The sequence below is a fragment of the Falsiroseomonas bella genome (genome assembly GCF_003173615.1).
In the GTDB taxonomy this organism is placed as follows: Bacteria; Pseudomonadota; Alphaproteobacteria; order Acetobacterales; family Acetobacteraceae; genus Falsiroseomonas; species Falsiroseomonas bella.
Map to the genome: position 1 here is coordinate 1,043,623 of NZ_QGNA01000001.1, position 23,450 is coordinate 1,067,072.

28 protein-coding genes are annotated in these 23,450 nt (G+C 71.4%); 17 read left to right on the forward strand and 11 right to left on the reverse strand.

Annotated features, from left to right (window positions below):
- Window positions 1-159 precede the first annotated feature (159 nt).
- Both lnt and secB read right to left on the reverse strand, forming a co-directional pair.
- Window positions 160-1,731 carry an apolipoprotein N-acyltransferase gene (gene lnt / locus DFH01_RS04865; RefSeq protein ID WP_109869230.1) on the reverse strand — a complete coding sequence of 524 codons (1,572 nt, stop codon included), beginning with the start codon at window positions 1,729-1,731 and terminating at the stop codon, window positions 160-162.
- 46 nt (window positions 1,732-1,777) lie between these two features.
- Window positions 1,778-2,266, reverse strand: a complete 489-nt coding sequence (gene secB / locus DFH01_RS04870; RefSeq protein WP_109869231.1) for a protein-export chaperone SecB — start codon at window positions 2,264-2,266, stop codon at window positions 1,778-1,780.
- Between the two features lie 155 nt (window positions 2,267-2,421).
- Between secB and DFH01_RS04875 the strand changes: the two genes are divergently transcribed.
- Window positions 2,422-3,150 (forward strand): DUF1194 domain-containing protein, encoded by a 729-nt coding sequence (locus DFH01_RS04875; protein ID WP_109869232.1) that lies wholly within the window; start codon window positions 2,422-2,424, stop codon window positions 3,148-3,150.
- Between the two features lie 2 nt (window positions 3,151-3,152).
- Window positions 3,153-3,452, forward strand: a complete 300-nt coding sequence (locus tag DFH01_RS04880) for a hypothetical protein (RefSeq protein WP_109869233.1) — start codon at window positions 3,153-3,155, stop codon at window positions 3,450-3,452.
- A gap of 245 nt (window positions 3,453-3,697) precedes the next feature.
- Here the strand turns inward: DFH01_RS04880 and DFH01_RS04885 are convergent, their stop codons facing one another.
- Together DFH01_RS04885 and DFH01_RS04890 are read right to left on the reverse strand one after the other, a co-directional pair.
- Window positions 3,698-4,117: a DUF3775 domain-containing protein gene (locus tag DFH01_RS04885; protein WP_109869234.1), complete on the reverse strand. Its 420-nt coding sequence runs from the start codon at window positions 4,115-4,117 to the stop codon at window positions 3,698-3,700.
- A 195-nt stretch (window positions 4,118-4,312) separates the two neighbouring features.
- Window positions 4,313-5,140 (reverse strand): aldo/keto reductase, encoded by an 828-nt coding sequence (locus DFH01_RS04890; protein WP_332903262.1) that lies wholly within the window; start codon window positions 5,138-5,140, stop codon window positions 4,313-4,315.
- 108 nt (window positions 5,141-5,248) lie between these two features.
- Here DFH01_RS04890 and DFH01_RS04895 point away from each other — a divergent pair, with 108 nt between their 5' ends.
- Window positions 5,249-6,184, forward strand: coding sequence for an SDR family oxidoreductase (locus DFH01_RS04895; protein ID WP_109869235.1), 936 nt, complete (start codon window positions 5,249-5,251; stop codon window positions 6,182-6,184).
- A 67-nt stretch (window positions 6,185-6,251) separates the two neighbouring features.
- Here the strand turns inward: DFH01_RS04895 and DFH01_RS04900 are convergent, their stop codons facing one another.
- Window positions 6,252-7,271, reverse strand: coding sequence for a WD40 repeat domain-containing protein (locus DFH01_RS04900; protein ID WP_199231125.1), 1,020 nt, complete (start codon window positions 7,269-7,271; stop codon window positions 6,252-6,254).
- On the reverse strand, window positions 7,271-8,242 hold the full coding sequence (locus DFH01_RS04905; protein ID WP_109869236.1) for a CobW family GTP-binding protein: 972 nt from the start codon (window positions 8,240-8,242) through the stop codon (window positions 7,271-7,273). The genes DFH01_RS04900 and DFH01_RS04905 overlap by 1 nt, the downstream gene beginning before the upstream one ends.
- 203 nt (window positions 8,243-8,445) lie before the next feature.
- On the opposite strand from DFH01_RS04905, the gene DFH01_RS04910 reads away from it, so the two are divergent.
- Window positions 8,446-8,706: a hypothetical protein gene (locus tag DFH01_RS04910; RefSeq protein WP_109869237.1), complete on the forward strand. Its 261-nt coding sequence runs from the start codon at window positions 8,446-8,448 to the stop codon at window positions 8,704-8,706.
- A gap of 26 nt (window positions 8,707-8,732) precedes the next feature.
- On the opposite strand, the gene aptA is transcribed toward DFH01_RS04910, so the two are convergent.
- Entirely contained in the window at window positions 8,733-10,061 is a 1,329-nt protein-coding gene (gene aptA, locus DFH01_RS04915; RefSeq protein WP_109869238.1) for an omega-aminotransferase AptA, read from the reverse strand.
- Between the two features lie 114 nt (window positions 10,062-10,175).
- Between aptA and tsaB the strand changes: the two genes are divergently transcribed.
- Both tsaB and DFH01_RS04925 read left to right on the forward strand, forming a co-directional pair.
- A complete protein-coding gene (tsaB, locus tag DFH01_RS04920; RefSeq protein WP_109869239.1) occupies window positions 10,176-10,823 on the forward strand; it encodes a tRNA (adenosine(37)-N6)-threonylcarbamoyltransferase complex dimerization subunit type 1 TsaB in 648 nt (215 codons plus the stop codon).
- Window positions 10,820-11,251, forward strand: coding sequence for a GNAT family N-acetyltransferase (locus DFH01_RS04925; RefSeq protein ID WP_109869240.1), 432 nt, complete (start codon window positions 10,820-10,822; stop codon window positions 11,249-11,251). The genes tsaB and DFH01_RS04925 overlap by 4 nt, the downstream gene beginning before the upstream one ends.
- On the opposite strand, the gene DFH01_RS04930 is transcribed toward DFH01_RS04925, so the two are convergent.
- Window positions 11,235-11,492 carry a sulfurtransferase TusA family protein gene (locus DFH01_RS04930; protein WP_109869241.1) on the reverse strand — a complete coding sequence of 86 codons (258 nt, stop codon included), beginning with the start codon at window positions 11,490-11,492 and terminating at the stop codon, window positions 11,235-11,237. The genes DFH01_RS04925 and DFH01_RS04930 overlap by 17 nt on opposite strands.
- A gap of 158 nt (window positions 11,493-11,650) precedes the next feature.
- Between DFH01_RS04930 and DFH01_RS04935 the strand changes: the two genes are divergently transcribed.
- From DFH01_RS04935 to DFH01_RS04945, 3 genes are all read left to right on the forward strand, one after another.
- Window positions 11,651-12,100: a Ros/MucR family transcriptional regulator gene (locus tag DFH01_RS04935; protein WP_109869242.1), complete on the forward strand. Its 450-nt coding sequence runs from the start codon at window positions 11,651-11,653 to the stop codon at window positions 12,098-12,100.
- Between the two features lie 138 nt (window positions 12,101-12,238).
- Window positions 12,239-12,730, forward strand: a complete 492-nt coding sequence (locus DFH01_RS04940) for a Fur family transcriptional regulator (RefSeq protein WP_109869243.1) — start codon at window positions 12,239-12,241, stop codon at window positions 12,728-12,730.
- Window positions 12,731-12,749: 19 nt separating this feature from the next.
- A complete protein-coding gene (locus DFH01_RS04945; protein WP_109869244.1) occupies window positions 12,750-13,616 on the forward strand; it encodes a GNAT family N-acetyltransferase in 867 nt (288 codons plus the stop codon).
- Between the two features lie 4 nt (window positions 13,617-13,620).
- Here DFH01_RS04945 and DFH01_RS04950 read toward each other — a convergent pair whose 3' ends face one another.
- Window positions 13,621-14,367, reverse strand: coding sequence for an SH3 domain-containing protein (locus tag DFH01_RS04950; protein ID WP_109869245.1), 747 nt, complete (start codon window positions 14,365-14,367; stop codon window positions 13,621-13,623).
- A gap of 220 nt (window positions 14,368-14,587) precedes the next feature.
- Between DFH01_RS04950 and DFH01_RS04955 the strand changes: the two genes are divergently transcribed.
- Window positions 14,588-15,511, forward strand: coding sequence for a formylglycine-generating enzyme family protein (locus DFH01_RS04955; protein WP_109869933.1), 924 nt, complete (start codon window positions 14,588-14,590; stop codon window positions 15,509-15,511).
- Between the two features lie 146 nt (window positions 15,512-15,657).
- Window positions 15,658-15,963 carry a hypothetical protein gene (locus tag DFH01_RS04960; RefSeq protein ID WP_109869246.1) on the forward strand — a complete coding sequence of 102 codons (306 nt, stop codon included), beginning with the start codon at window positions 15,658-15,660 and terminating at the stop codon, window positions 15,961-15,963.
- A gap of 24 nt (window positions 15,964-15,987) precedes the next feature.
- Here the strand turns inward: DFH01_RS04960 and DFH01_RS04965 are convergent, their stop codons facing one another.
- Window positions 15,988-16,548: a histidine phosphatase family protein gene (locus DFH01_RS04965; RefSeq protein WP_109869247.1), complete on the reverse strand. Its 561-nt coding sequence runs from the start codon at window positions 16,546-16,548 to the stop codon at window positions 15,988-15,990.
- A 148-nt stretch (window positions 16,549-16,696) separates the two neighbouring features.
- Here DFH01_RS04965 and DFH01_RS04970 point away from each other — a divergent pair, with 148 nt between their 5' ends.
- The 3 genes from DFH01_RS04970 to DFH01_RS28415 all read left to right on the forward strand — a co-directional run bounded on the left by DFH01_RS04970 (window position 16,697) and on the right by DFH01_RS28415 (window position 19,429).
- On the forward strand, window positions 16,697-17,383 hold the full coding sequence (locus DFH01_RS04970) for a Tim44/TimA family putative adaptor protein (RefSeq protein WP_109869248.1): 687 nt from the start codon (window positions 16,697-16,699) through the stop codon (window positions 17,381-17,383).
- 74 nt (window positions 17,384-17,457) lie between these two features.
- On the forward strand, window positions 17,458-18,561 hold the full coding sequence (mltA, locus tag DFH01_RS04975; RefSeq protein WP_233255964.1) for a murein transglycosylase A: 1,104 nt from the start codon (window positions 17,458-17,460) through the stop codon (window positions 18,559-18,561).
- Window positions 18,562-18,835: 274 nt separating this feature from the next.
- The gene (locus DFH01_RS28415; protein WP_199231127.1) at window positions 18,836-19,429 is read left to right on the forward strand and encodes a PEP-CTERM sorting domain-containing protein; all 594 of its coding nucleotides are present in this window, start codon (window positions 18,836-18,838) and stop codon (window positions 19,427-19,429) included.
- Between the two features lie 41 nt (window positions 19,430-19,470).
- On the opposite strand, the gene hemE is transcribed toward DFH01_RS28415, so the two are convergent.
- Window positions 19,471-20,532 carry a uroporphyrinogen decarboxylase gene (gene hemE / locus DFH01_RS04985; protein WP_109869249.1) on the reverse strand — a complete coding sequence of 354 codons (1,062 nt, stop codon included), beginning with the start codon at window positions 20,530-20,532 and terminating at the stop codon, window positions 19,471-19,473.
- A 349-nt stretch (window positions 20,533-20,881) separates the two neighbouring features.
- Here hemE and DFH01_RS04990 point away from each other — a divergent pair, with 349 nt between their 5' ends.
- The 3 genes from DFH01_RS04990 (at window position 20,882) to DFH01_RS05000 (ending at window position 23,432) form a co-directional block, all read left to right on the forward strand.
- A complete protein-coding gene (locus DFH01_RS04990) occupies window positions 20,882-21,769 on the forward strand; it encodes a pyruvate, water dikinase regulatory protein (RefSeq protein WP_109869250.1) in 888 nt (295 codons plus the stop codon).
- 127 nt (window positions 21,770-21,896) lie between these two features.
- Window positions 21,897-22,526 carry a Maf family protein gene (locus DFH01_RS04995; protein WP_109869251.1) on the forward strand — a complete coding sequence of 210 codons (630 nt, stop codon included), beginning with the start codon at window positions 21,897-21,899 and terminating at the stop codon, window positions 22,524-22,526.
- 282 nt (window positions 22,527-22,808) lie between these two features.
- Complete coding sequence (locus tag DFH01_RS05000) at window positions 22,809-23,432, forward strand: VPLPA-CTERM sorting domain-containing protein (RefSeq protein ID WP_199231128.1); 624 nt, start codon at window positions 22,809-22,811, stop codon at window positions 23,430-23,432.
- Window positions 23,433-23,450: the final 18 nt, after the last annotated feature.

The following is a 23,450-nucleotide window of genomic DNA, read 5'->3' on the forward strand; positions in this document are numbered from 1 at the left end:
GACCATCCTGGTCCGGGCTGTGGCGAAGCTGCCGTGCATCGCGCCAACACCATTCGCCCTGAGCAAGAGGGGTAGGCCATCTGTCATGCTTTGTCAACTGTTTTGAGAAATCTCAATTTATGGTCGCAACCCCCGGATGCATGACAGAGCCAGGACGAGTCATCGCCGCGTGATGCGTGTCTCGAAGATCGCGGCAGATCCAGCCAATATACTGAGCGCGCCAAGCAGGACCAATGGAATGGCGATTCCCCAGCGCGCGAAGGGCGTCGGCGCACCACTTCGCGGCAGGGGCGCAACGACCACCCCGGTTTCGGCCAGCCCCATCCTTGCAACCGTGCGTCCCCGTGCGTCGATCACCGCCGAGATGCCGGTCTGCGCCGCGCGGACCAGCGGCAGCCCTTCCTCGACCGCCCGCATCCGCGCCGCCGCGAGGTGCTGCCAGGGCCCGGCCGAGATCCCGAACCAGGCGTCGTTGGTGATGTTGACCAGGAAGCCCGGCCGTTCCGCCGGGGTGACTGCCCCGGGAAAGATCACCTCGTAGCAGATCAGGCCCGTGAAGGACGGGAGGCCGGGCAGGCGCACGGCCCGGAGCCCGCCGCCGGAGGTGAAGTCCGCCGCGCCATGCACCAGCCGCACGGGAAGCAGGCCGCGCAGCGGCATGTATTCGCCGAAGGGAACGAGGTGCGTCTTGTCCACCACCTCCAGCACCCGGCCCCCGGGGGCCAGTGCGGCCATGCTGTTCCAGAGCCGCGTCGGCCGGCCTTCCGCGTCGAAGGCGGCGCGCACCGTCCCGGCAAGCAGCAGCCCCTCCGGCGGCAGCGGCTGCGTGGCGAGGCGCGCGGCCTCGGCGTCGCTGGTCAGCAGGAAGGGGCTGGCAGTCTCCGGCCAGACCACCAGCACCCGGTTCTGCGGTGCCTCCGCACGGGCAAGCTCCACCCCATCGTGGCTGAGCTCGATGTAGCGGCGGAAGATCGGCCAGCGGGTCTCGGGCCGCCACTTCACGTCCTGCGCGACATTGCCCTGCACCAGCACCAGCGAAACCGGCTGCGGCTCGGGCTCGACGGGCCAGAGGCGCAGCAGGCCGATCGCGGCGAAGCCGGCGAGCAGGGCGCCGCCGGCCAGCCAGCCGCGGCGCCCGAGCAGCGGCAGCAGGACGAGCAGCGCGGTGGCGAGGCTCAGCCCATGCACCCCGATCCAGGCCGCCGCCTGGATCGGCAGCGCGCCGAAGGCCCAGACGGTGCCGAGCAGGTTCCAGGGAAAGCCGGTGAACAGCACGCCGCGCAGCATCTCCGCCGCGGTCCAGGCGGCGGCGAAGGCGAGCATGCGCGGCCAGCCGGGCGCGGCGAGCCGTGCGCCCAGCGCGGGGATGACCGTGAAGGCGCCGAGCGGCAGCGCCAGCGCCGGCACCGCGATCGGCACCAGCCACCAGTAGCGCTCGACCTCCGTCAGGATGGCACTCGTCAGCCAGTGCAGGCCGGCGATATGGAAGCCCCAGCCCCAGGCGAGGCCGATCCAGGCGGCGCGCCACCGGGTCGGCGCCTCCGTCGCCATCACGAACAGGCCGGGCAGGGTGAGCAGCAGCACCGGCACCGCATGCACCGGCGGCAGCGCCAGCGCCGTGATGGCGCCGAGCGCGAAGGCGAGGAACAGCGCGCGCCAGAAGCCCGGCCCCGCCAGGTGCCGCGTCAGCCGCGCGCGGCCGGCGGCAAGGAGGCGCTGCAGCCGCGTCATCGGCCGGGCCGCCGGCGGCGGCAACGCGCGCCCGAGAGCGGACGGATCAGGCCGTCCCGACCTGCTGGCCCTGGCCGCGGCGGCTCTGCCACAGGGCGACGAAGTCGATCGGGTTCAGCATCACCGGCGGGAAGCCGCCATCCCGCGTGACATCGGCCAGGATGTTGCGCGCGAAGGGGAAGAGCAGGCGCGGGCATTCCACCAGCAGCACCGGCTCCACATGCTCCTGCGGCACGTTCAGGGTAAAGACGCCGCAATAGACCAGCTCCGCGATGAAGCAGGAGGTCTCCTTGATCTTCGCGTCGGCGCGGATCTGCAGCGACACCTCGAACACGTTCGGCTGCTGCCCCGGCACCTGGCGCGCCTGGACGTCGAGCGAGAGGTCCACCCGCGGCTGCTCGCGCAGGCTGAGATAGATCTCCGGCGCGCCCGGCACCTCGAAGGAGAGGTCCTTGGTGTACTGGATGTTCAGCTGCAGCGGCGGCGCCGGCTGGCCGTTGGGGATCGGGGAGGACGGGGCGGGCTGGTCCGACATGCTGCTGTTCCGCTCAGGCGACGTGGCGGCGACCGGCTAGCACGGCCGGGCGCGACGGGCCAGCGCAGCGCCACGACCGATCACGCCGGTTCTTGTTGAACGGCGCGGCCGGATTGCTGTTCCATGGCGGCGACCGGTGACCATGGGAGCCGCGCATGCGCCGCAGGAGCCTCATCGCCGCGGCAGGCGCCGCGGCCCTAGCCCAGAGGCCCGGCAGCGCCCGGGCGGACGAGCCGGTGGATGTCGCGCTGGTGCTGGCCGTGGATGTCAGCCGGTCGGTGGACGAGGACGAGGCCAGGCTGCAGCGCGAAGGCTATCGCGCCGCCATCACCGACCCGCGCGTCGTCGAGGCGATCCGCGGCGGGATGCTCGGCGCCGTCGCGCTCGCCTATGTCGAATGGGCGGGGATCGAGTTCCAGCGCCTGGTTCTCCCGTGGAAGCGGATCGCCACCCAGACGGACGCCGATGTCTGGGCGACGGCGCTGGCGGAGGCGCCGCGCTCCTCCCTGTCCTGGACCTCGGTCTCGGGCGGCATCGACTTCTCCCGCCGGGTGCTGGCGGAGTGCCCGCATGAGGCGACGCGACGGGTGATCGACGTCTCGGGCGACGGCGTGAACAACAGCGGCCCGCCCGCCGAGCAGGCGCGCGACCGCGCCGTGGCGGAGGGCATCACGATCAACGGCCTGCCGATCCTGAACGACCGCCCGACCTTCGGCCGCCCGCCGCCCATGCCGCTCGACCAGTATTACCGGGACAGCGTGATCGGCGGGCAGGGCGCCTTCCTGGTGCCGGCCGAGAATTTCGAGGCCTTCGGCAACGCGGTCCGGCGCAAGCTGATCCGCGAGATCGCGGGCTTCGGCGGCCCCGTGGTGGACCGAGCCTGACCTTGCGCGCCCTGCCGCGCCTGTGGCGGGGCGAGTTGCCGCTGAACGAGGCCTTCTGGACCTGGGCGGTCGGCGTCGGGCTGGTGGTGAACCTCTCGACGACGCTCGGCTTCCTGGTGCTGATCGCGCAGGACCGGCCGATCGCGGCGCTGGGGGTCGGCTACCTGGTCTCGGTGCCCTACAACATCCTGGCCGCGGTCGGCGTGTGGCGCGCGGCTGCGCATTACGAGGGCCCGCCGGCGCTGGCGCAGGCGGCACGGCTCGCCGTCGTGATCGGCATGACCGTGCTCAGCCTGACGTGATACCGGTGTGCGTTTTCGGTGACCCGAAAACGCCCTCAGACGCCGGCGCTCGCATCCGCTCGCTTGGCTACGCCGCACAAGCGGCGGCGGCCATTCGGCCGCTCGGCCCGCGCACAGTGCGCGGGCCGCCATCGGATCACCAGAAAGGCTCGCCGGTCTGATATCGGGCGGACGAAGGATTCACCTTCGTCGCCTCAGACGCCGGCGCTGCGCCTGGCTTCGCGCCACGTGGCGCGGGCCGCGCGCTACCGCTCGATGTCCTCGATCGACAGGCCGAAGGCGGCGACGCCCTCGGCCAGCAGGTCGCCGAGATTGTCCATCGCCAGCAGATACTCCGCCGCGTCGCGCCCGTCGTTCCGCTCGGCGGCCAGGGCGCGGGCCTCCTCCCAGTCCTCCGGGCCGTAGTCGCCGCGGCCGGTCCAGGCGAGCGCGATCAGGCTGGCCTGCTCGTCCTCGTTCAGTTCCGCGATGAAGGCGTGGAGGCTTTCCGCGGTCAGGTCGTCGGGGCTGTCCTCCAGCAGCGCGGCCTCGCTGTCGGCATCCTCCCCATCGGCGACCCCGGCCTCCTCCTTGCCCTGCAGCGCGCGCGCGTGGTCCACGATGGTTGCCACCGCCTCGAGGCTGATGCCGAGATCCACCCCGTCGTCATCCGGCGTGCCCGCCATGGCACCCCCCTTCCTGTCTGGCGACATTAGAACCGGGATCGGCGGCCGGTTCCATCTCTCCCGTGCTGCGCCTTGCATGCCGGGCAGGCCGATCAGGACCTTCGGGGCTGACGCCCCTCCGGTCATCGGCGCCCTGTATGTCGGCGGGCCGATTCAGACCTTCGGGGCTGACGCCCCTCCGGCCATCGGGCCGCGTCACCCATTCGCCCAGTCGGGCGCGAAGGAGGGGTTCACGAAGCGGCGGTCCTTCGGCAGTGCCGCGATCGCCGCCAGGTCTTCCGCATCCAGGCGGAGCGCCACCGCGCCGAGATTCTCCTTCTGCCGCGCGGGCGAAGCGGCCTTCGGCACCATCGCCACGCCTTCCTGCGAGAGCAGCCAGGCGAGGGCGACCTGCGCGGGTGTCGCGCCATGCTTCGCCGCGATCCGGGCCAGCGCGGGCTGGTCCAGGTTGCCGCCCTTGGCAAGCGGCGAATAGGCGGTGAGCGCCATGCCCGCGCCGCGGCAGAGGCCGAGCAGCGCCGACTGGTCGAGCATCACGTGACACTCCACCTGCAGGCAGGCGAGGTTCACGCCCTCCGCGATCGCGCGCCGCAGCAACCCGGGCGGGAAATTCGAGACGCCGATGGATTTCGCGAGCCCCTCCGCGCGGATCGCGGCGAGACCGCGCAGCGCATCCGCCAGGTCGAGCTCGGGGCTCGGCCAATGGATCAGCAACAGGTCCACATAGGGGGTCGCGAGGCGTCGCAGGCTTGCATCGAAGGCGGCGCGGATCGCCGCGCCGTTCGGCTTGTCCCACCAGATCTTGGTGGTGAGGAAGATTTCCGCGCGTGGCAGGCCACTGGCGGCGATGGCGGCGCCGACCGCATCCTCGTTGCCGTACATCTCGGCGGTGTCCACGTGGCGGTAGCCGAGCGACAGCGCGGATTCCACGGCGCGCTGGCATTCCGCGCCCTTCATCGGCCAGGTGCCGAGGCCGAGGCGCGGCATGCGCATGCCATTGGTCTCGATGACGGGCATCTGCATCGTGGTCGCTCCGTTGTGCGCGGCGGCGGCGCGGGGGGCAGACGCAAGGGATGGCACGGCAGCGCGGGCGACGCCATGCTCCGCCGGAACGGGGCAGGACCACGCAGGATGGCGGGTTGGACCGCGCGCGACATCCCGCCGCAGGCGGGGCGTGTCGCGCTGGTCACCGGCGCGACGGGCGGGATCGGCTTCGAGGTTGCGCGCGCCCTTGCCGCCGCGGGGGCGGAGGTGCTGCTCGGAGCGCGCGATGCGGCACGCGCCGCCGACGCGATCGCGCGCATCGGCGCCGAGACGCCCGATGCGCGGCTGCATCATGTGCCGCTCGACCTTGCCGACCTGCGCGGTGTGCGGGACGCGGCGGCTGCGGTTGCGGCGCGATGCGACAGGCTGGACCTGCTGCTGAACGTCGCCGGTGTCATGGCGCTGCCGCGCCGGCATCTCACCGCCGACGCGTTCGAGATGCAGTTCGGCGTGAACTTCCTCGGCCATTTCGCGCTCACGGCCGCGCTGCTGCCGCTGCTGCGCCGGGGTGCGACATCGCGCGTGGTCGGCGTGACGAGCCTCGCCTACCGCCTCGGCCACCTCGACTTCGACGACCTGCAGGCCGCGCGCGGCTACCGGCCCTGGCGCGCCTATGCGCAATCCAAGCTGGCGGTGCTGAGCTTCGCGCTGGAATTGCAGCGGCGCAGCGCGCGCGGCGGCTGGGGCGTCGCGAGCCTCGCGGCGCATCCGGGCTGGGCGATGACCAATCTCTACGCCAACGGAGCGGCCTCGGAAGGCACGCCGCGGCTGCTGCTGCGGCTGATGCACGCGGCGACGCGACTCTTCGCGCATTCCGCGGAGGTCGGCGCGCGGCCGATCCTGTTCGCCGCGACCGCGGAACAGGCGGTGCCGGGCGGGCATTACGGACGCTGCTGGTTCTGCGAGATGCGCGGGCCGCCGGCGCCCGCCCGCATCACCGCCGCCGCGCGCGACGAAGCCGGCGCCGCGCGGCTGTGGCAGGCGGCGGAGACGCTGACGGGCGCGCGCTTTCCGGAGGTGTAGTGCGAGGCTCCGCCTCGCGCTCGGCCGGGGACGATGATCGTCCCCGGGCCCTGCATCCGGTTTCGCGTCAGCGGCGTGCCAGGTCGACGAAGCCAGCGCGGCCGGTCTCGGTGCCGAAGGCGAGCAGCGCGCCGTTCGGGCTCCACGACAGCGCGCTCACCGGGCTGCCGGTGGGAGGCGCGACGGGCACGACCTTGCCGGAGGCGATCTCGGCGATCAGCACGAGGCCGTCGCCGAAGCCCGCCGCCACCACCTCATGCTGCGGGTGACAGGCGACGGCACTGCAGAACACCTCGTCGCCGCCGGCGAGCTCGGTCGGTGCCTTGCCCATCGGGCCGCCGCCGAAGAAGGGCCAGAGCACGATGCTCTCCGCGCCGCTCGTCGCAAGCCAGCGGCCGCGCGCCGTGAAGGAGAGGCTGCGCGTCTTCCCCGGATAGCCGGACATGCGCATGTGCTGGCCATCGGTCAGGCGCCAGCCATGCAGCGAAGGCTCCTGCATCGCGGTCACCACATGCGTGCCGTCGGGGGAGAAGGCGATGGCGTGGTGGCTGCCCTTCCATTCCAGCACGCGCGGCTTGTCCTCCTTCGCGCCGACGAACCAGACTGAGGCGCCGTTGTAGTGGCTGGCCGCGACGCGCTTGCCTTTCGCGTCGAAGGCGATGCCGCCGACGGAGGAGGGATGCGTCAGCGTCTTCAGCGGCCCGCCCGGCCCGAGCAGGTGCAGCGCCTTGCCGACCGCCGCGGCGCGCAGGCCGGAGTCATGCGCGGCGACGTGGTCGATCCACTTGCCCTTGTAGTCGGCGAGCTTCGTGACCGTGCCGTCGGGCGCGGTGCGCATCAGCGTCCCGTCGTCGCCGCCGGTCAGCCAGCCTTCCTGCATGTCGGCGCAGGCGGAGAGCAGGCCGGCGTCATGCGCGGTGACCGAACTCCACGGCTCCTCCGTCGCGGCCAGGTGCAGCGTGCCGTCGGCGAGCGCGAAGGCGAGGCGGTTCCGCGCATCGAAGACCGCGCCGATCACCCAGGCGCCGAGCTCGCGCGCGACGCCGCGTTGCGCGAGGAGGAAATCGGATTCGGCGACTTCCGCCATCAGGCGTCCACCTGGCACGCCTCGAAGCCGCGGCGCAGCTGCGGGCGGTTCAGGTCGCGGCCGATGAAGACGATCTTGGACCTGCGCGGATCGCCTTCCTTCACCTCGCCGATGTAGTCGCCATCGGCGATCATGTGCACGGCCTGGAAGGCGAAGCGGCGCTTGTCGCCGGCGTAGTGGAGGATGCCCTTGGTGCGCAGCAGGTCCTGGCCCTTGGTCTGCAGAAGCTGGCTGATCCAGGCGTTGAACTTCTCGGCGTCCACCGGCTTCGAGACCTCGAAGCTGACGCTGTTCACCTCGGAATCATGCTCGTGGTGGTCCTCGCCGGAAAGGAACTCCGGCTCCTTCTCCAGGATGCGCGCCAGGTTGAAGGCGTCGCGGCCGATCACGGCATCGAGCGGCACGTCGGACTTCGTGCTGCGGCGGATCTCCGCATAGGGGTTGATCTGCTTGATCAGCGCCTCGACCTCGTCGGCCTCGGCCGGCGAAACCAGGTCCATCTTGTTCAGCACGATGATGTCGGCGAAGGCGATCTGCTCCTGCGCCTCGCTGCTGTCCTTGAGGCGCGCGGGAAGGTGCTTCGCGTCCACCACGGTGACGATGGCGTCGAGCTTGGTCGCGCGCTTCACGTCGTCGTCCACGAAGAAGGTCTGCGCGACAGGGGCGGGATCGGCCAGGCCCGTCGTCTCCACGATGATGCCGTCGAACTTGCCCTTGCGCTTCATCAGCCCGCCGATGATGCGGATCAGGTCGCCGCGCACGGTGCAGCAGATGCAGCCGTTGTTCATCTCGAACACTTCCTCGTCGGCATCCACGACAAGGTCGTTGTCCACGCCGAGCTCGCCGAACTCGTTGATCACCACGGCGAATTTCCGGCCGTGGTTCTCGCTCAGGATGCGGTTCAGCAGCGTGGTCTTGCCGGCGCCGAGATAGCCGGTGAGGACGGTGACGGGGATCTGGCTGTCGGACATGCAGGTGTTCCGGAAGATGCGGGGGCGTGTGCGGGTTATATGGTAACGCGGCGCCCGTTCCACCCCGTGCTTGCGACGCTGCGATGCGCCATCCGCGGCGCCGTCGGCGCACATAGCCCCACAATTAATTGCAGTAATCCCGACTGATCTCTTTTTTGGGCGGCTAGGGTCCATCGCGTCAACCCCTGAGCGAACCCCAAGCCATGGACCATCACTGGCCCCCCTCACTCGTCGTGGCGAATGACTGGGACGGACCGAAGGCCCTGCCGGCGGCACGGCGACGCCGCTTCGTCTTCGAACTCGACCGCAACGGCCTCTTCGTCACCCTCGGCCGGACGGATCTCTATGTCTGCGTCGAGCCCGGTTCCGAATGGACGATGCAGCGGGAGGCCGGCGACCTCGATCTCCGGGCCTGGCGGCTGCACCTGATCCTCGGCCGCGCGCCGAGGGAGGCGGCGGCGTGACCTGAGGCCGCCGCCTGCCGGACTGGTCAGGCCGGCACGGCCCGGATCGCGTCGGCCAGCGTGCCGAACAGCCGGTCCACATGCGGCTTCTCGACGATCAGCGGCGGGGAGAGGGCGACGATGTCGCCCGTCACCCGCGTCAGCACGCCGTGGTCGAAGCACCAGCGGAAGACGTCGAGCGCGCGGGCGGTCGGCGCCCCCTTGCGCGGCTCCAGCTCGATGCCCGCGACCAGGCCGATGTTGCGCACGTCGATCACGCCCGGCACGTCGCGCATGGCGTGCGCCGCGTCCTCGAAATAGGGCTCCATCGCCCGCGCCCGGCCCGGCAGGTCTTCCGCCCGGTGCAGCTCGAGCGTGGCGATCGCCGCCGCCGAGGCCAGCGGATGGCCGGAATAGGTGTAGCCGTGGAACAGCTCGATGCCGGCGGGCGTGCCGTTCACGATCGTGTCGTGCACCTCGGCCGAGGTCGCGACGGCGCCCATCGGCACCGCTGCGTTGGTCAGGCCCTTGGCCATGGTCATGATGTCCGGCGTCACGCCCAGGCGCTCGGCGCCGAAATTCGCGCCGATGCGGCCGAAGCCGGTGATCACCTCGTCGAAGATCAGCAGGATGCCGTGCTTCGTGCAGAGTTTCCGAAGCTGCTCCAGATAGCCTTTCGGCGGAACCAGCACGCCGGTCGAGCCGGCCACCGGCTCCACGATGACGGCCGCGATGGTGTCGCCATGCAGCGCGACGAGGTTCTCCAGCGCATCGGCCAGGTGCGCGCCGTGTTCCGGCAGGCCGCGGCAGAAGCGGTTCTGCGCCGGCAGGTGGGTGTGCGGCAGGTGGTCCACATAGGGAAGCTGCGCGCCGAACTGCTTGCGGTTCGGCCCGATGCCGCCGACCGACATGCCGCCGAAGCCGACGCCGTGATAGCCGCGCTCCCGCCCCACCAGCCGCACGCGCTGCGCCTGGCCGCGCGCCTTCTGCCAGGCCAGCGCGATCTTCAGCGCGGTGTCGGCGGCCTCGCTGCCGGAATTGACGAAGAAGACGTGGTCCAGCCCCTCCGGCGTCATCTCCGCCACGCGCGAGGCGGCCTCGAAGGCGATGGGGTGGCCGAGCTGGAAGGTGGGCGCGAAATCCATCACCGCGGCCTGCTTCTGGATCGCCTCGGTGATCTCCCGCCGGCCGTGGCCGGCATTGCAGCACCAGAGGCCCGCGGTGCCGTCCAGGATCTCCTGCCCGTCGGCGGTCCAGTAGTGCATGCCCTCGGCGCGGGCGAGCAGGCGCGGGGTGCCCTTGAAATACTTGTTGTCGCTGTAGGGCATCCAGAAGGCGTCGAGGTTGTTCGGGCGCGAGGGGCGGATTTCGTTCATCGGTCGGGATCCTGCGGCAGGCGGCGACAGAACAACGCAGTCCCGCGCGCGCGGCAAGGTGGCGCGCGCCGGCATGGCTTCCCGGCGCCGTGAGGAAGGGCGTAGAGGGCGCTGATGCGCATCCTCGCCCTGGACGGCTCGCTGGCGCGGGCCTCCGCCGCCTTGTGGATCGACGGCTCCGTGGCGGCGGCGCGCGCGGTGCCGGGCGACCGGGTGCAGCCCACCGCCCTGCCGGCGATGGCCGAGACGCTGCTGGCCGAAGCCGGGCGGCGGCTGGATGCGGTGGCGGTGGTCGTGGGGCCGGGCAGCTTCACGGGGGTGCGCACGGCGATCGCGCTGGCGGAGGGCGTCGCGCTTGGCCTCGGCGTGCCGGCCATCGGCGTGACGACCGGAGAGGCTCTGGCCGCCGCCCTGCCCGAAGCGCTGCGTGCGGGCCGCGAGGTCTGGGCGGCGGTGGACACGAAGCGCGGGCGGATGGCGCTGGAGCGCCTCCTGGACGGCGTCGCCGCCGCGCCGCCCGCTGTCTTCGCGGAACGCGATCTGCCCTCCCCCGGCGGCCCCGTGACCGTCGTCGGCGATGCCGCGCCCGTCATGGCCGCGCGGCTTCTCGCGCGCGGCTTCGACACGGTGCTGAGCGACAGCCGCCTGCCCGACGCCGCCGCCGCGGCGTCCGTGGCGGCCCTCAGGATCGAACGCAAAATCCCGATGCGCGGGGCGGCGCCGCTCTATGCCGAGCCGCCGGCGGTGCGCCTGCCGGGATGATCGCGGCGAGGGCGGAAGACGCGGATGCGCTCGCCCTGCTCCACGCCGCCGCCTTCGCGGGCGGCGAGTGCTGGGGGCCGGACGCGATCCGGCTGATGCTGGAGATGCCAGGCGCCTTCGGCCTGCACCTGCCGGGCACGGGCTTCGTGCTGGCGCGCGTCGCTGCCGGGGAGGCGGAGATCCTGACGCTCGCGGTCGCGCCGGCCGCTCGCCGGCAGGGCCTTGGCGGCGCGCTGCTGGCGGCGGCGATGGCGCAGGCCGCGCTCCGCGGCGCGCGGGACCTGTTCCTTGAAGTATCGGATCGGAATATTTCGGCACGCGCATTGTACACGGCGGCCGGCTTCGCCGAGGTTGGGCGCCGCCCGCGCTACTATGCCGATGGCAGCGACGCGCTGGTCCTGCGCCGCGGGCTCAGCCCGCCTTCCTGATCCAGATCCTGAGGATTCCGCCCGCTTCCTCCGCCTGGTGCAGCACGGCGTGGCCCTGTTCCGTGGCCGTGCGCGGCACGTTGCGGCGGGGCTCATCCCCGCGCAGCGCGACGCGCAGCACCTGCCCCGGCGCCAGCCGGTCCAGGGCCAGGCGGGTGCGCACGAAGGTCATCGGGCAAGTCTCTCCCGTAATGTCCAGATCGGCGTCGTGGGTTTTTTCTTGGGACTCGCAGGTCTGCATGCCTTCAACCTCTCGCGGGCGACGTAATGGATATTGCGAAACGCCCGACTCGGCCAGTATATGGGACCGAGCGACGCCGAGCGGCAGAGGAGCCCGGCGCGCCTGATACGGTCTCCGGCACTTTCGGGCGACCTTTGCGGACGACAGGAAGACCAATCATGTCAGAGACCACGGCAAACCAGGACCTGCTCGGCCTGACGGCGGAAATCGTCTCGGCCCATGTCTCCAACAACCCGGTTTCGATCTCCGATCTGCCGAACCTGATCCAGGAGGTCTACCGGACGCTGTCCAACATGGGGCAGCCGGCGGCGCCGCCAGCGGAAAAGCCGCAGCCGGCCGTGCCGATCAAGAAGTCCATTACGCCGGAATACCTGATCTGCCTGGAGGACGGGCGGAAGCTGAAGATGCTGAAGCGCCACCTCAAGACGGCGTTCAACCTGACGCCGGATCAATACAGGGAGAAGTGGGGCCTCGGCCCCGACTATCCCATGGTGGCGCCGAACTACACCAAGCACCGCTCCTCCCTGGCCAAGAAGATCGGCCTCGGCACCAAGCCGCGCGGCCGTCCGCCCGGCCGCGGCCGCGGCGCCGCGCGCAGCGAGGCCTGACCCGCCCGAAGCCGCGCCCGGAGAGCCGCGTCTCGCCGGGCGCCCCGCCACCGCGCAGTTGGTGACGCGGCCCGGCGGGTCTATGGAAAGGCGCCGCGCCGGCTGAACCGCCGGCCGCCGGAGATCGCCGCGCCCAGCATGGACACCTCAGCCGCCCCGACCTCGCCGAACGGCCAGCGCCCCGACCCGTCCCGGATCGAGCGGCTCTGCATCGAGCGCGGGCTGAAGATGACCGGCCAGCGCCGGCTGATCGCCCGCGTGCTGAGCGAGGCCGAGGACCACCCGGATGTCGAGGAACTCTATCGCCGCGCCAGCGCGCTGGACTCCCGCATCTCCGTCGCCACCGTCTACCGCACCGTCCGCCTGCTCGAGGAGAAGGGCATCGTGGAGCGGCGCGACTTCGGCGGCGGGCGGGCGCGCTTCGACCCCACCGATCGCGGCCATCACCACCATCTGATCGACGTGGACACCGGCAAGGTCATCGAATTCGAGGATGCCGAGTTCGAGCGCCTGGCGCGTGCCATCGCCGAGCGCCTCGGCTTCAGCCTGATCGGCCAGCGCCTGGAGCTCTTCGGCCGCCGGCCGGAGGACGCGCCGGCGGCCCGCCCCGGGCGCAAGTCCGGCCGGTGAGGCGGCGGGAGACTGCGGCATGAGCGTTGACGGTCCGCTGCCCGACGATCCCGCGCCGCTCGGCCGCGTGGAAGCCGATCCGCCGACCGGGCCCTTCGAGGAGCTGCGCGCGGGCAATCTCGGACTGCGCCTGGCGGAGAGCGCGGCGGAGGTGGATGCGGCGCAGGCGCTGCGCTTCCGCGTCTTCTACGAGGAGATGGGCGCGCGCGCCGATCCCGCGGCTGCCGCCTCCCGCCGCGACGTGGACGAGTTCGACGCCGTGGCGGACCATCTGGTCGTGCTGGACCACGACCTCGGCAACGGGCCGGAGGCGGTGGTCGGCACCTACCGCATGATCCGGCGCGAAGGCGCGCGGAAGCTCGGGCGCTTCTACTCGGAAAGCGAATACGACGTCTCGCTGCTGGCCGGCTTCGCGGGCGAGGTGATGGAGCTCGGCCGGTCCTGCGTGGCGGCGCCCTATCGCACGCGCGGCACGCTGCAGCTTCTGTGGCGCGGCATCGCCGCCTTCGTCTTCCGCCACCGCATCGACCTGATGTTCGGCTGCGCCTCCCTGCCCGGCACCGACCTGGATGCGCTGGCGCCGCAGCTGTCCTACCTGCACGCCAACCACCTGGCGCCGCCGGCGCTGCGGGCGCGCGCCCTGCCGCAGCGCTACGTGGCGATGGACCGCATGCCGCTCGGGCAGCTCGACATGAAGGCGGCGCTGGTCGCGCTGCCGCCGCTCATCAAGGGCTATCTGCGGCTCGGCGGCTTCGTCGGCGACGGCGCGGTGATCGACGCGCAGTTCAACACCACCGATGTCTGCATCGTGGTGAAGACGGACCTGATCACCGACAAATACTTCCGCCACTATGAACGCACGGCGGGCGGCGCGAAGGAGGAATAGGGCGTCAGCGCCCTTCCAGCAGCGAGCCGTGCACCCAGCCCCAGGGCTCGCCCTCGCCCACCCGGTACCAGCCGCCGGGCGCTTCCTCGAAGACGTCGAGGGTGGCGCCGCGGGGGACCACGCGCAGCACCTCGCCGCCCGGATGCGAACGCAGGTTGGCCGCGCTCCGCACGCTGACCGTGCCGCGCGCGGTCGGGGCGACGAGGGCTTCGGACACCGGGGCAGCGGCGGCGACGGGGGCGGGCACCGGGGCCGGCGGCGCCGCGGCGGCGGGCGGCGTGAAGGGCTGTCCGGGCTGCACCGAGGGGGCGGGGGGCAGCGGGCGCACCGTGGTACGCGCATTCGGCGGGCCGCCGCCGTCGAAGCAGCGGTCCACCATCTCATAGTAGACCCGCGTCGCCTCGGCCGAGGTCGCGGCGAGGTGGAACTCCACGCCGGCGGGGCGCTCGCCCTCGAAGGTCACGATGGAAACGAAGGGGAGGTAGGGCTCGCTGCGGCGGCTGCCGGGCAGCACCTGGCCGCAGACGACATAGGCTTCCGCCATGGCCTGGCGGTAGCCCTGCACGGCGCGAAGCGTCAGCGCGCCCTCCTCGCGCAGGCGGGTGCGGAGCCTTTCCTCCGTCGCCTGCATCGCCGCGGCGGCGCGGCCTTCCGTCAGGGCGGGCGGCACCTCGGTGCGCGGCGCCGCAGGCGCGGGATCGTCGCAGGCGACGAGGAGGACGAGCATCGCGGCGGCGCCGATCTTCTGCATGCCTTCTGCCCTCCCCTGTCCACCGTCGTGTCACGATAGCCGCATAGTTGCAACCGCATACGGAACAAACTTGCCTGGCCATCCGCCGCCCGGCTGCCCTCCGGCGCGGCTTTGGGGCAATCTCCGCCGGCACGAAGGCGGAGCGGCGGGCATGGCCACGGAACTGCTGGCGTCGAACGCAACGGACGGTGTGGGGATGCGGGATGCGGCGCCTCCTGGCATGACATGGATTCCGGGCGGGACTTTCCGCATGGGTTCCAACGACCACTACCCCGAGGAAGCGCCGGTCCACCGCGTGACGGTGGACGGCTTCTGGATGGATACGACGCCGGTGACCAACCGGCAGTTCGCCGCCTTCGTCGCCGCCACCGGGCACGTGACCTTCGCCGAGACCCCGCCCGACCCGCGCGACTATCCGGGCGCGCTGCCGCACATGCTCTTCGCCGGCAGCCTGGTGTTCCACAAGACGAAGGGGCCCGTGGACCTCACGCAATGGGGCCTGTGGTGGGAACTGCGGCGCGGCGCCTGGTGGCGGGAACCCTATGGCCCCGGCTCCTCGATCGAGGGGCTGGAGGACCACCCGGTGGTGCATGTTACCTATGGCGACGCGCTGGCCTATGCGCGCTGGGCCGGCAAGGACCTCGCGACCGAGGCGGAGTGGGAGTTCGCCGCCCGCGGCGGGCTGGACGGCGCGCCCTTCGCCTGGGGCACGAACATGCGGCCAAAGGGGCGGATCATGGCCAACACCTGGCAGGGCGCCTTCCCCTACAAGAACACGCGGGAGGACGGGTGGGAGACGACCAGCCCGGTCGGCAGCTTCCCGCCCAATGGCTACGGCCTGCTCGACATGATCGGGAATGTCTGGGAGTGGACGCAGGACTTCTGGGCGCCGCGGCACGAGGCGGACAGCCCGAAGACCTGCTGCATCCCGAAGAACCCGCGGCGCGCGGACGATGCCGCCAGCTACGATCCGGCACAGCCCGAGATCCGCATTCCCCGCCGCGTGCTGAAGGGCGGCAGCTTCCTCTGCGCGCCCAACCACTGCCGTCGCTACCGGCCGGCGGCACGGCATGCCGAGGCGGTGGACACCTCCACCTGTCATGTCGGCTTCCGCTGCGTGAAGCGGCCGGTGACGACCCCATAGGCCGCGGCGCCTGTCGCCGGATTTTACAGGTGCGTTATCCGCCGCGGAAAATGCGCGCGAATTCAATGCGCTGCCGAATGGCCCGTGTCTTGCTTGGCAGGTCTTGACGCGAAGTGATCCGCCCCGCCGGCGGATGGAGACCGAGGATGCTGCGACTGCGGCGCGCGACCATCGCCCTTGCACTGGGCACCCTCCTCGCCCTGGCCGCCCCGGCCATGGCCGGCAGGATCGCCCATGACGATGTGGACCTCATCCTGCTCGCCGAGGGTCCCGCCAATCCCGAGCAGATGCCCGGCGCCGACCGGATGGAGCTGGTCGCCAATGCCTCCGAGGCCGGCGAGATGAAGACGGCGAGCGCGGTGGCCGTGGCGGCGCCGGCGCCAGCCGCCCTCGCGGTGTTCGGGATCGGCCTGCTGGGCCTCGCGGCAGTGCGCCGGATCCGGCGCCGCTGAGGCGCGCGGCCGTCTCTCAGCCGCTCAGTGGTGCTTCCAGACGACTTCCTGCAGCGCGGGCTCGGTCGGGTCGCAGGGCAGCCACTGGCCGTTCGCGACGCTCTGCCCGGTCATGGACAGGATGAAGCCCCAGTGGCTGACCACCACGGTGTGGGCCCAGTCCTCCAGCGCCGCCATCTCGCCGCGGAAGCGCGCGGCGCGGGCCAGGACCTGTTCGGCCGGCTCTTCCTCCAGCGGCCACCAGACCTCCTCCAGGTGATCGAGCGTGAGGTCCGGCCATTCGCCACGCAGCGCGGTGGCGGGGCTGCCGATGTCGCAGGTGAAGGCGTAGCGCTCCCGCACGATCGGGTTGACCAGCACCGGCAGGCGGAGGCGGCGCGCCAGCGGCGCCGCGGTCTGCAGCGCGCGGGTGTAGGGGGAGGCGATGATGCGCCGGATCTCCTGCACGCCTGCCAGGGCCTCGGCCGCCGCCTCGGCCTGCTGGTGGCCGAGTTCCGTCAGCTTCGGGTCCTTGATGCCGGGATCCCGGCGCGTGGCGCTGAAATGCAGGTTGAATTCGCTCTGGCCGTGACGCAGCAGGATCATCGCGCTGTCCCGAAGGTTCGGCGGCCGGTATAGCGGTGCAGGCGGGCCCGCGCGACGGGGAGTCCGGGCCGGCCGGCAGGCGGGAAAAATCTTGCCGTTGCGGGGCGGGCCCGCGAGCCCTAAGTGATGGGCAAGTGAGGAGTCATCCATGTCCGGCGGCTTCCCGGTCGATCTGATCCTGTTCGCGATGGTCGCGGCCTTCCTGGTGCTGCGCCTGCGCAGCGTGCTCGGCCGCCGCACCGGCTTCGAGCGTCCGCGGCGCGAGGGGCCGCATCCCTACGATCCCCAGGCGGCGCGCGGCGGCCCGGCCACCGATGCGCTGCCCGAGCTGCCCTCCCCGCAGATCGAGCCCGACGGCACCCGCCGCGTGGTGCCCGATCCGCGCAGCCCGGTCGGGCAGGCGCTGATGCGCATCCGCGCCGTGGACCCCTCCTTCGAGCCCGAGGGCTTCCTGCACGGCGCCGAGGGCGCCTTCCGCATGATCGTCGAGGCCTTCGCGCGCGGCGACCGGGACACGCTGCGCATGCTGCTGTCCGACGACACCTATGGCGGCTTCGAGGGCGAGATCTCCCGCCGCGAGGCTGCGGGCGAAAGCCAGCGCAGCGAGGTCCGCGCCATGCAGGAGACCAAGATCGACGCGGCCGACCTGCGCGGGACCGTGGCCGATGTGACGGTGCGCTTCGTCTCCGACCAGGTGAACCTCACCACGGCGAAGGACGGCAGCGTGGTGAACGGCGCCGAAGCGGTGACCGAACTCGTGGACATCTGGACCTTCCAGCGCGACCTCCGCAGCCAGGACCCGACCTGGAAGCTGGTGGCGACGCAGTCGGCCTGATCGCCGCAAGGGTAGTTCCCCCCTCACCCAACCCTCTCCCCCCAAAGGGGGAGAGGGCTTTTGGGCGTTTGGTGGTGGCGGGCTTGCTGGCGATGCTCGCGGGATGTGCACCGGCGGGGTTTCCGCGGGAGGCGAGCTTCGCGGAGCTGCCGGGCTGGGGCGCCGACCGGCACGCCGAGGCCATCCCGGCGCTGCGCCGGAGCTGCGCGGCAATCGCCCGGATGCCAGCGGAGCGGAGCCTGGGCGGCGACGGTGCGACGGCGCGCACGGCCGACAGCCTGAAGCCCGCCTGCACGGCGCTCCAAAACCTCCCGCCGGGCGACGCCGCGGCGCGCGCCTTCCTGGAGGCGCATTTCCGGCCCGTGGCACTCGGTGAGGGCACGCTGACCGGCTATTTCGAGCCGGAATTGCGCGGCAGCCCGACCCGCCGCCCCCGCTACGCCACGCCGCTGCTGGCCCGCCCGCCCGAACTGGTCGAGGCCGATCTCGGCACGCACATCCCCGACCTGCGCGGCCGGCGCATCGCTGGCGTGGTCCGGGACGGGCGGTTGCTGCCCTTCCATGACCGCGCGGCCATCGAGGGCGGCGCGCTGGCCGGGCGCGGGCTGGAACTGGCCTGGGTGGACGACCCGGCCGATGCCTTCTTCCTGCAGATCCAGGGCTCGGGCCGGGTGCGCTTCGCCGATGGTCGCGTGCTGCGGCTCGGCTATGCCGGCTGGAACGGCTTTCCGTACGTGGCCGTCGGCCGGTTTCTCGTCGAGCAGGGCGCCCTGACGCGCGAGACGGTCTCGATGCAGTCCATCCGCGGCTGGATGCGGGAAGCCGGGCCGGAGGCCGCCGCGGCGCTGATGGCGCGCAACCCGAGCTACGTCTTCTTCCGCGCGCTGGACCTGCCGCCCGACCAGGGGCCCGTCGGGACGCTGGGCGTGCCGCTGACGCCGATGCGCTCGGTGGCGGTGGACCGCACCAAGGTGCCGCTTGGCCTACCGCTGTGGATCGCTGGGCGCGACCCGGTCACCGACACGCCACTGCGCCGCCTCACGGTGGCGCAGGACACCGGCGGCGCGATCCGCGGCCTGGCGCGGGCGGATCTCTTCACCGGCTGGGGCGAGGAAGCCGCCGAGCGCGCTGGAAGGATGCGCGACCCGGCGGCGATGTGGGTGCTGCTGCCGCGGTGACGCCCGACCCCTGATCTCTCGGCCCGCTGCCGCTGGACCAAGGCGGAGCCACTGTCACCGTCAAGTTCCACCAGAGGCTTTACTCCGCCTGTCGGGAAAACTTACAGGATGTGAGGATCAGCCAGTCAGGACCGCGGAAAATCATAGCCAAAGCAAATAGTTAACTTTATGGCATGGTACTTGCAAACACGTGTAAATGCAGATTCGGCGCGCCGCGTTGCACGATGAACTACTCGGGTCGCGTGGGCGCGCCGCAACGAAAGCAGCGCGATCCATGAAAATGCCTATCGGCCCCGGCCTCGTTCTGCTCGCAGCGATGGGGGCGTCACCGTCCTCAGCCGCCATCGTGATCGACCAGAACGCACCGACAAACAACGCCTACATATCAACCTTAAGGCTGCCCGGGCGGGCGCAATCCTTCACGCCCGCGGCGAGCAACTCCGCCGGCGCGGGCATCTTCCTCAAGGAAGGGATCGGGTCGGGCAGCAGCGACATCACGATTTCACTGTGGACCGCTCTGCCCAACGCATCCGGCACGCAACTCGCAGCGGCAACCGTCTCGGTGTCTGGTCCAGGCGTGTGGGCCGATGTCTTCTGGTCCCCCGTGGCGGTGACGGTCGGCGCGACCTACTATCTCGACTTCGCCAGCACCAACGGGGATCTCGGCATTGCTGGCGATTCTTTCAACGGATATGCCGGCGGGAACGTGTTCGCCGCTGTCGGATACTTAGCCTTACCGGACTTGGACTACACCTTCCGCACCTACACGGACGATGGATACGTCGCCGCCGTCCCGGAACCGGCTTCGCTCGCCCTGTTCGGCCTGGGACTGATCGGTCTCGGTGCGCTGCGCCGCCGCGCCGACTGATCCTGCCCCGCCCCGGGCACGGTGCCCGGGGCGGCCGCCTGTCACCCCCCGCTGCGCACCAGCCGAACCAGCGCCGCGACATGCTCGGGCGGCGTGATCTTCTCGATGCCGTGGCCGAGGTTGAAGACGAAGGGCCGGCCGCGCATCGCGGCGAGGATCTGGCGCGCCTCCGCCTCCAGCGCCGCACCGCCGGCGACCAGGGCCAGAGGGTCCAGGTTGCCCTGCAGTGCGACCGTGGGCGGCACCAGCTGGGCGGCCAGGCGCGGGTCCATGGCGGTGTCCATCGCCACCGTGTCCACGCCCGTGCGCTGGACGTATTCGCCGATCAGCGGGCCGGCGAGGCGCGGGAAGCCGATCACCGGGATGCCGGGATGCAGCCGCTTCACGTTGCGGACGATGGTGACCGTCGGCTCGATCACCCAGCGGCGGAACTGGCTCGGCGGCAGCATGCCGGCCCAGCTGTCGAACAGCATCACCGCCTCGGCGCCGGCTTCGATCTGCGCCGCGAGGTAGTCCGTGGTGGCGTCAACCAGGGTGCGGATAAGCCGGCCGAACAGGGCGGGATCGGCGAAGGCCATGCCGCGCGCCGTGTGGAAGTCGCGGCTGCCATGCCCCTCCACCATGTAGGCCGCGACGGTCCAGGGGCTGCCGGCGAAGCCGATCAGCGTGGTCTTCGGGTGCTGCGCGGCCAGCGCCGCGCGGGTCAGGCGCACCGTCTCGAAGATCGGCGCGGCGCGCTCCCGCACCTTGTCGAGCTCCAATGCCCCGATGCCGGCGGCGTCGCGCAGCGGCTCGAGCACCGGGCCTTCCCCTTCCGCGAAGCGGAGCGGCTGGCCAAGCGCCCAGGGGACCATGAGGATGTCGGAGAACAGGATCGCGCCATCCATGCCGTAGCGGCGGATCGGCTGGATGGTGACCTCGGAGGCCAGGTCGGGCGTGGTGCAGAGCGCGATGAAGCCGCCCGCCTTCTCCCGCACGGCGCGGTACTCGGGCAGGTAGCGGCCCGCCTGGCGCATCAGCCACATCGGCGGCGGCCAGACGGCCTCGCCCGACAGCGCGCGCAGCAGCGGCTTGCGCGCTTCCGTCGTGGCGCCCGTCGCCACCCCTGTTTCACTGCCTGCCGACAAGCCTGCCTCCCGGAACAACGGCGCCCATCATCCTAAAAGACTCTGAATCCTTGAAGTGGGTGGAGTGCTGTTGGGCCTGTGGTCATCGGGGATGGGTGCTTTGCCCGGATGATCCACAAGCCTGTCCACGCGAGTGACGGGCCGCAACCCCCTGTCCCGCAACGGCAATCCGGGTTGCCCACGGGAGCGGGAGCAAGGGCGGGAAAGTCATCCCGGCGTCGGGCCGAGGGGTGGGTTTCCCACCCTTTGCGCGAGAGCGCCCTTGACCGGGCCGGGTTTTCCCCGCCATCCCCGCGATCCGCGGAGCGCCCCCGGGAGCCTCTCCATGCCGCATCGCACGATCAACCTGCACCTGGTGTCCGACAGCACCGGGGAGACCCTGAACTCGATGGCGCGCGCCACGCTGTCGCGCTTCGACGAGCCGCATGTCATCCACCACCGCTGGTCACTGATCCGTTCACGCCTGCAACTCGACCGCGTGCTGGACGGCATCGAGGCGGAGCCGGGGCCGGTGCTGTTCACGGTCGCCGACCGCAGCCTGCGCCACGCGCTGGAGGAGCATTGCACCCGGCTCGGCGTCGCCTGCCTCTCCGTGCTCGATCCGATCATGGAGCTGCTGCAGACCGAGCTCGGCGAGCGCGCGCGGGAGAAGCGGGCGGCGCAGCATGTGATGGACGCCGACTATTTCCGGCGGATCGACGCGATGCACTACGTGCTGGCGCATGACGACGGGCAGGGCGTGGCCGGCATCCACGAGGCGGATGTGTGCCTGGTCGGCGTCTCCCGCAGCAGCAAGACGCCGACCTGCTTCTACCTGGCGAACCGCGGCATCAAGGCGGCGAATGTGCCGATCGTGCCCGGCGCGACCATGCCGCCCGAGCTGAACGAGGCACCCTGCCCCGTTGTGGGGCTGCATATCGAGGCCGGCGCGCTGATCGAGATCCGCCGCCACCGTCTGCGCCTGATCGGCGCCGGCGGCGTGCGCAGCGACGCCAACGACTATGTGGACCATGAGGCGGTGAAGGCGGAGATCCAGGCCGCGCGCCGGCTGTGCACCCAGCATGGCTGGCCGGTGATCGACGTGACGCGCCGCTCGATCGAGGAGACGGCGGCGACCGTGCTGCAGCTGATGGAGGCCTGGCACGAGCGGCGGCGCCAGCCCGCGGTGCCGCACGCGCCGGAAGACCCGGCGGCGGGCGTGCTCGGCGGATGAGGGACTTTTTTCGCCCTCATGCGCCGGGCGCCGCCTCCGGCGGCTTGGCTCCCCGGACGACCGGCGGGCCGCTGTCGCGGCCTCGGCGGCCTGCGGCCGCCGCCTGCGCGTGTCTGGGCCGGTTCGGATGACGTTCCAGGCTCCCGATCCGGTGCTGGTGCTGGCGTCGCAGAGCGCCACGCGCCGCACCCTGCTGGAACGCGCGGGCCTGCGCTTCGAGGCGCTGCCGGCCGCGGTGGATGAGGCGGCGCTGAAGGAAAGCGCGCAGGCCGAGGGCATCCCGGCCGATGACGCGGCGATCATGCTGGCAGAGGCCAAGGCCGAGCGCATCGCCCGCCGCATCCCCGACGCGCTGGTGATCGGCTGCGACCAGCTGCTCACCTGCCGGATGGAAGACGGCAAGGAGCGCTGGTTCGACAAGCCGGCGGACCTCGGCGCCGCACGGGCGCAGCTTCTGGCGCTGCGCGGCAGGACCCACCGGCTGGTGACGGCGACGGTCGCCTGGCGGGGCGGGGCGCGCATCTGGCAGGACGTGTCCGTGCCGCGGCTGACGATGCGCAGCTTCTCCGAGGCCTTCCTCGACGCCTATCTCGCAGCCGAGGGCGAGGTGCTCTGCGCCAGCGTGGGCGGCTACCGGCTGGAAGCGTTGGGCGTGCACCTGTTCAGCCGGGTGGAGGGCGAGCACAGCGCGATCCTCGGGCTGCCGATGCTGCCGCTGCTGGGCTTCCTGCGCGGACACGGCGTGCTGACCGGCTGACACCGGCCGCATGAAGGTTTCACCTTCATGCCCCCAGGCGCCGGCGCTGCGCTCGGCATCACACCCGCACGGCCTGTCATGTCGACGGCACGTCTTTCGTTCCATGCAACGGCGGCGGCGCCGATCCGGTCGCCACATCATTGCACGTCAACCTGCAATTAAGACTACCGGGTCAATCCTGCACGCGCAGGAGGCTTGCTGGCGGATTGACGCAACGCGTAAGGAAGCGTTATGTTTTGTCTGTCGAAAAAATATCGATATATACTATTAAGGAGACAGATTATGCCGGCGAGCCTCGCGCCCCGGTTGCTGGGCGCTGCCGCCCTTGCTGCCACCCTGGTTGCCGGCATGGCCGGCCGCGCCGATGCGGCGATCGTCGCCTGCTCGGCGAGCGTTGCCGAGCGCGTGACCTCCGGCGGCGCTGCCCTGCCCTGCCAGGTCAGCACGACGTACGACCAGGATTTCCAGAACAGGAATCCGATCACCGTGAACCGCGAAGGCGGCTTCTTCGGCTTCGAGGACTGGGAGCTGATCGACAAGGTCGGGAGCGGCCAGTCGGGCAGCTACGACGTCACCCAGCTGGACGACTTCGATACGTTCGGGAACTGGATGATGATCTTCAAGTCGGGCGACGACACCTTCCTGACCGGCTACCTGCTCGAGGCGACGCAGCTCACGGGCGACTGGTCGAGCCCCTTCCGGCAGGTGAACCGCAACGGCAGGGTCAGCTACAAGGATGTCTCGCACATCTCCTTCTACGGACGGGGCGAGCCGCTGATCGTCGCGCCGCCCTCCCCGCCGCCGGGTCCCGAGCCGGTCGTGGACGTGCCCGCGCCGGCGAGCCTCGGCCTGTTCGCGGCCGGGCTTCTTGGCCTTGGTCTCGTGCGGCGCCGCAGCAGGGCGTGACGCAGGCGGCCCGAGGGG

What these genes read in the sequence shown, in the direction of transcription:
- lnt (WP_109869230.1), bottom strand. Translation starts at nt 1,731, where the DNA reads ATGACGCGGCTGCAGCGCCTCCTTGCCGCCGGCCGCGCGCGGCTGACG.
- secB (WP_109869231.1), bottom strand. Translation starts at nt 2,266, where the DNA reads ATGTCGGACCAGCCCGCCCCGTCCTCCCCGATCCCCAACGGCCAGCCG.
- DFH01_RS04875 (WP_109869232.1), top strand. Translation starts at nt 2,422, where the DNA reads ATGCGCCGCAGGAGCCTCATCGCCGCGGCAGGCGCCGCGGCCCTAGCC.
- DFH01_RS04885 (WP_109869234.1), bottom strand. Translation starts at nt 4,117, where the DNA reads ATGGCGGGCACGCCGGATGACGACGGGGTGGATCTCGGCATCAGCCTC.
- DFH01_RS04890 (WP_332903262.1), bottom strand. Translation starts at nt 5,140, where the DNA reads ATGCAGATGCCCGTCATCGAGACCAATGGCATGCGCATGCCGCGCCTC.
- DFH01_RS04895 (WP_109869235.1), top strand. Translation starts at nt 5,249, where the DNA reads ATGGCGGGTTGGACCGCGCGCGACATCCCGCCGCAGGCGGGGCGTGTC.
- DFH01_RS04900 (WP_199231125.1), bottom strand. Translation starts at nt 7,271, where the DNA reads ATGGCGGAAGTCGCCGAATCCGATTTCCTCCTCGCGCAACGCGGCGTC.
- DFH01_RS04905 (WP_109869236.1), bottom strand. Translation starts at nt 8,242, where the DNA reads ATGTCCGACAGCCAGATCCCCGTCACCGTCCTCACCGGCTATCTCGGC.
- DFH01_RS04910 (WP_109869237.1), top strand. Translation starts at nt 8,446, where the DNA reads ATGGACCATCACTGGCCCCCCTCACTCGTCGTGGCGAATGACTGGGAC.
- aptA (WP_109869238.1), bottom strand. Translation starts at nt 10,061, where the DNA reads ATGAACGAAATCCGCCCCTCGCGCCCGAACAACCTCGACGCCTTCTGG.
- tsaB (WP_109869239.1), top strand. Translation starts at nt 10,176, where the DNA reads ATGCGCATCCTCGCCCTGGACGGCTCGCTGGCGCGGGCCTCCGCCGCC.
- DFH01_RS04925 (WP_109869240.1), top strand. Translation starts at nt 10,820, where the DNA reads ATGATCGCGGCGAGGGCGGAAGACGCGGATGCGCTCGCCCTGCTCCAC.
- DFH01_RS04930 (WP_109869241.1), bottom strand. Translation starts at nt 11,492, where the DNA reads ATGCAGACCTGCGAGTCCCAAGAAAAAACCCACGACGCCGATCTGGAC.
- DFH01_RS04935 (WP_109869242.1), top strand. Translation starts at nt 11,651, where the DNA reads ATGTCAGAGACCACGGCAAACCAGGACCTGCTCGGCCTGACGGCGGAA.
- DFH01_RS04940 (WP_109869243.1), top strand. Translation starts at nt 12,239, where the DNA reads ATGGACACCTCAGCCGCCCCGACCTCGCCGAACGGCCAGCGCCCCGAC.
- DFH01_RS04945 (WP_109869244.1), top strand. Translation starts at nt 12,750, where the DNA reads ATGAGCGTTGACGGTCCGCTGCCCGACGATCCCGCGCCGCTCGGCCGC.
- DFH01_RS04950 (WP_109869245.1), bottom strand. Translation starts at nt 14,367, where the DNA reads ATGCAGAAGATCGGCGCCGCCGCGATGCTCGTCCTCCTCGTCGCCTGC.
- DFH01_RS04955 (WP_109869933.1), top strand. Translation starts at nt 14,588, where the DNA reads ATGACATGGATTCCGGGCGGGACTTTCCGCATGGGTTCCAACGACCAC.
- DFH01_RS04960 (WP_109869246.1), top strand. Translation starts at nt 15,658, where the DNA reads ATGCTGCGACTGCGGCGCGCGACCATCGCCCTTGCACTGGGCACCCTC.
- DFH01_RS04965 (WP_109869247.1), bottom strand. Translation starts at nt 16,548, where the DNA reads ATGATCCTGCTGCGTCACGGCCAGAGCGAATTCAACCTGCATTTCAGC.
- DFH01_RS04970 (WP_109869248.1), top strand. Translation starts at nt 16,697, where the DNA reads ATGTCCGGCGGCTTCCCGGTCGATCTGATCCTGTTCGCGATGGTCGCG.
- DFH01_RS28415 (WP_199231127.1), top strand. Translation starts at nt 18,836, where the DNA reads ATGAAAATGCCTATCGGCCCCGGCCTCGTTCTGCTCGCAGCGATGGGG.
- DFH01_RS04990 (WP_109869250.1), top strand. Translation starts at nt 20,882, where the DNA reads ATGCCGCATCGCACGATCAACCTGCACCTGGTGTCCGACAGCACCGGG.
- DFH01_RS04995 (WP_109869251.1), top strand. Translation starts at nt 21,897, where the DNA reads ATGACGTTCCAGGCTCCCGATCCGGTGCTGGTGCTGGCGTCGCAGAGC.
- DFH01_RS05000 (WP_199231128.1), top strand. Translation starts at nt 22,809, where the DNA reads ATGCCGGCGAGCCTCGCGCCCCGGTTGCTGGGCGCTGCCGCCCTTGCT.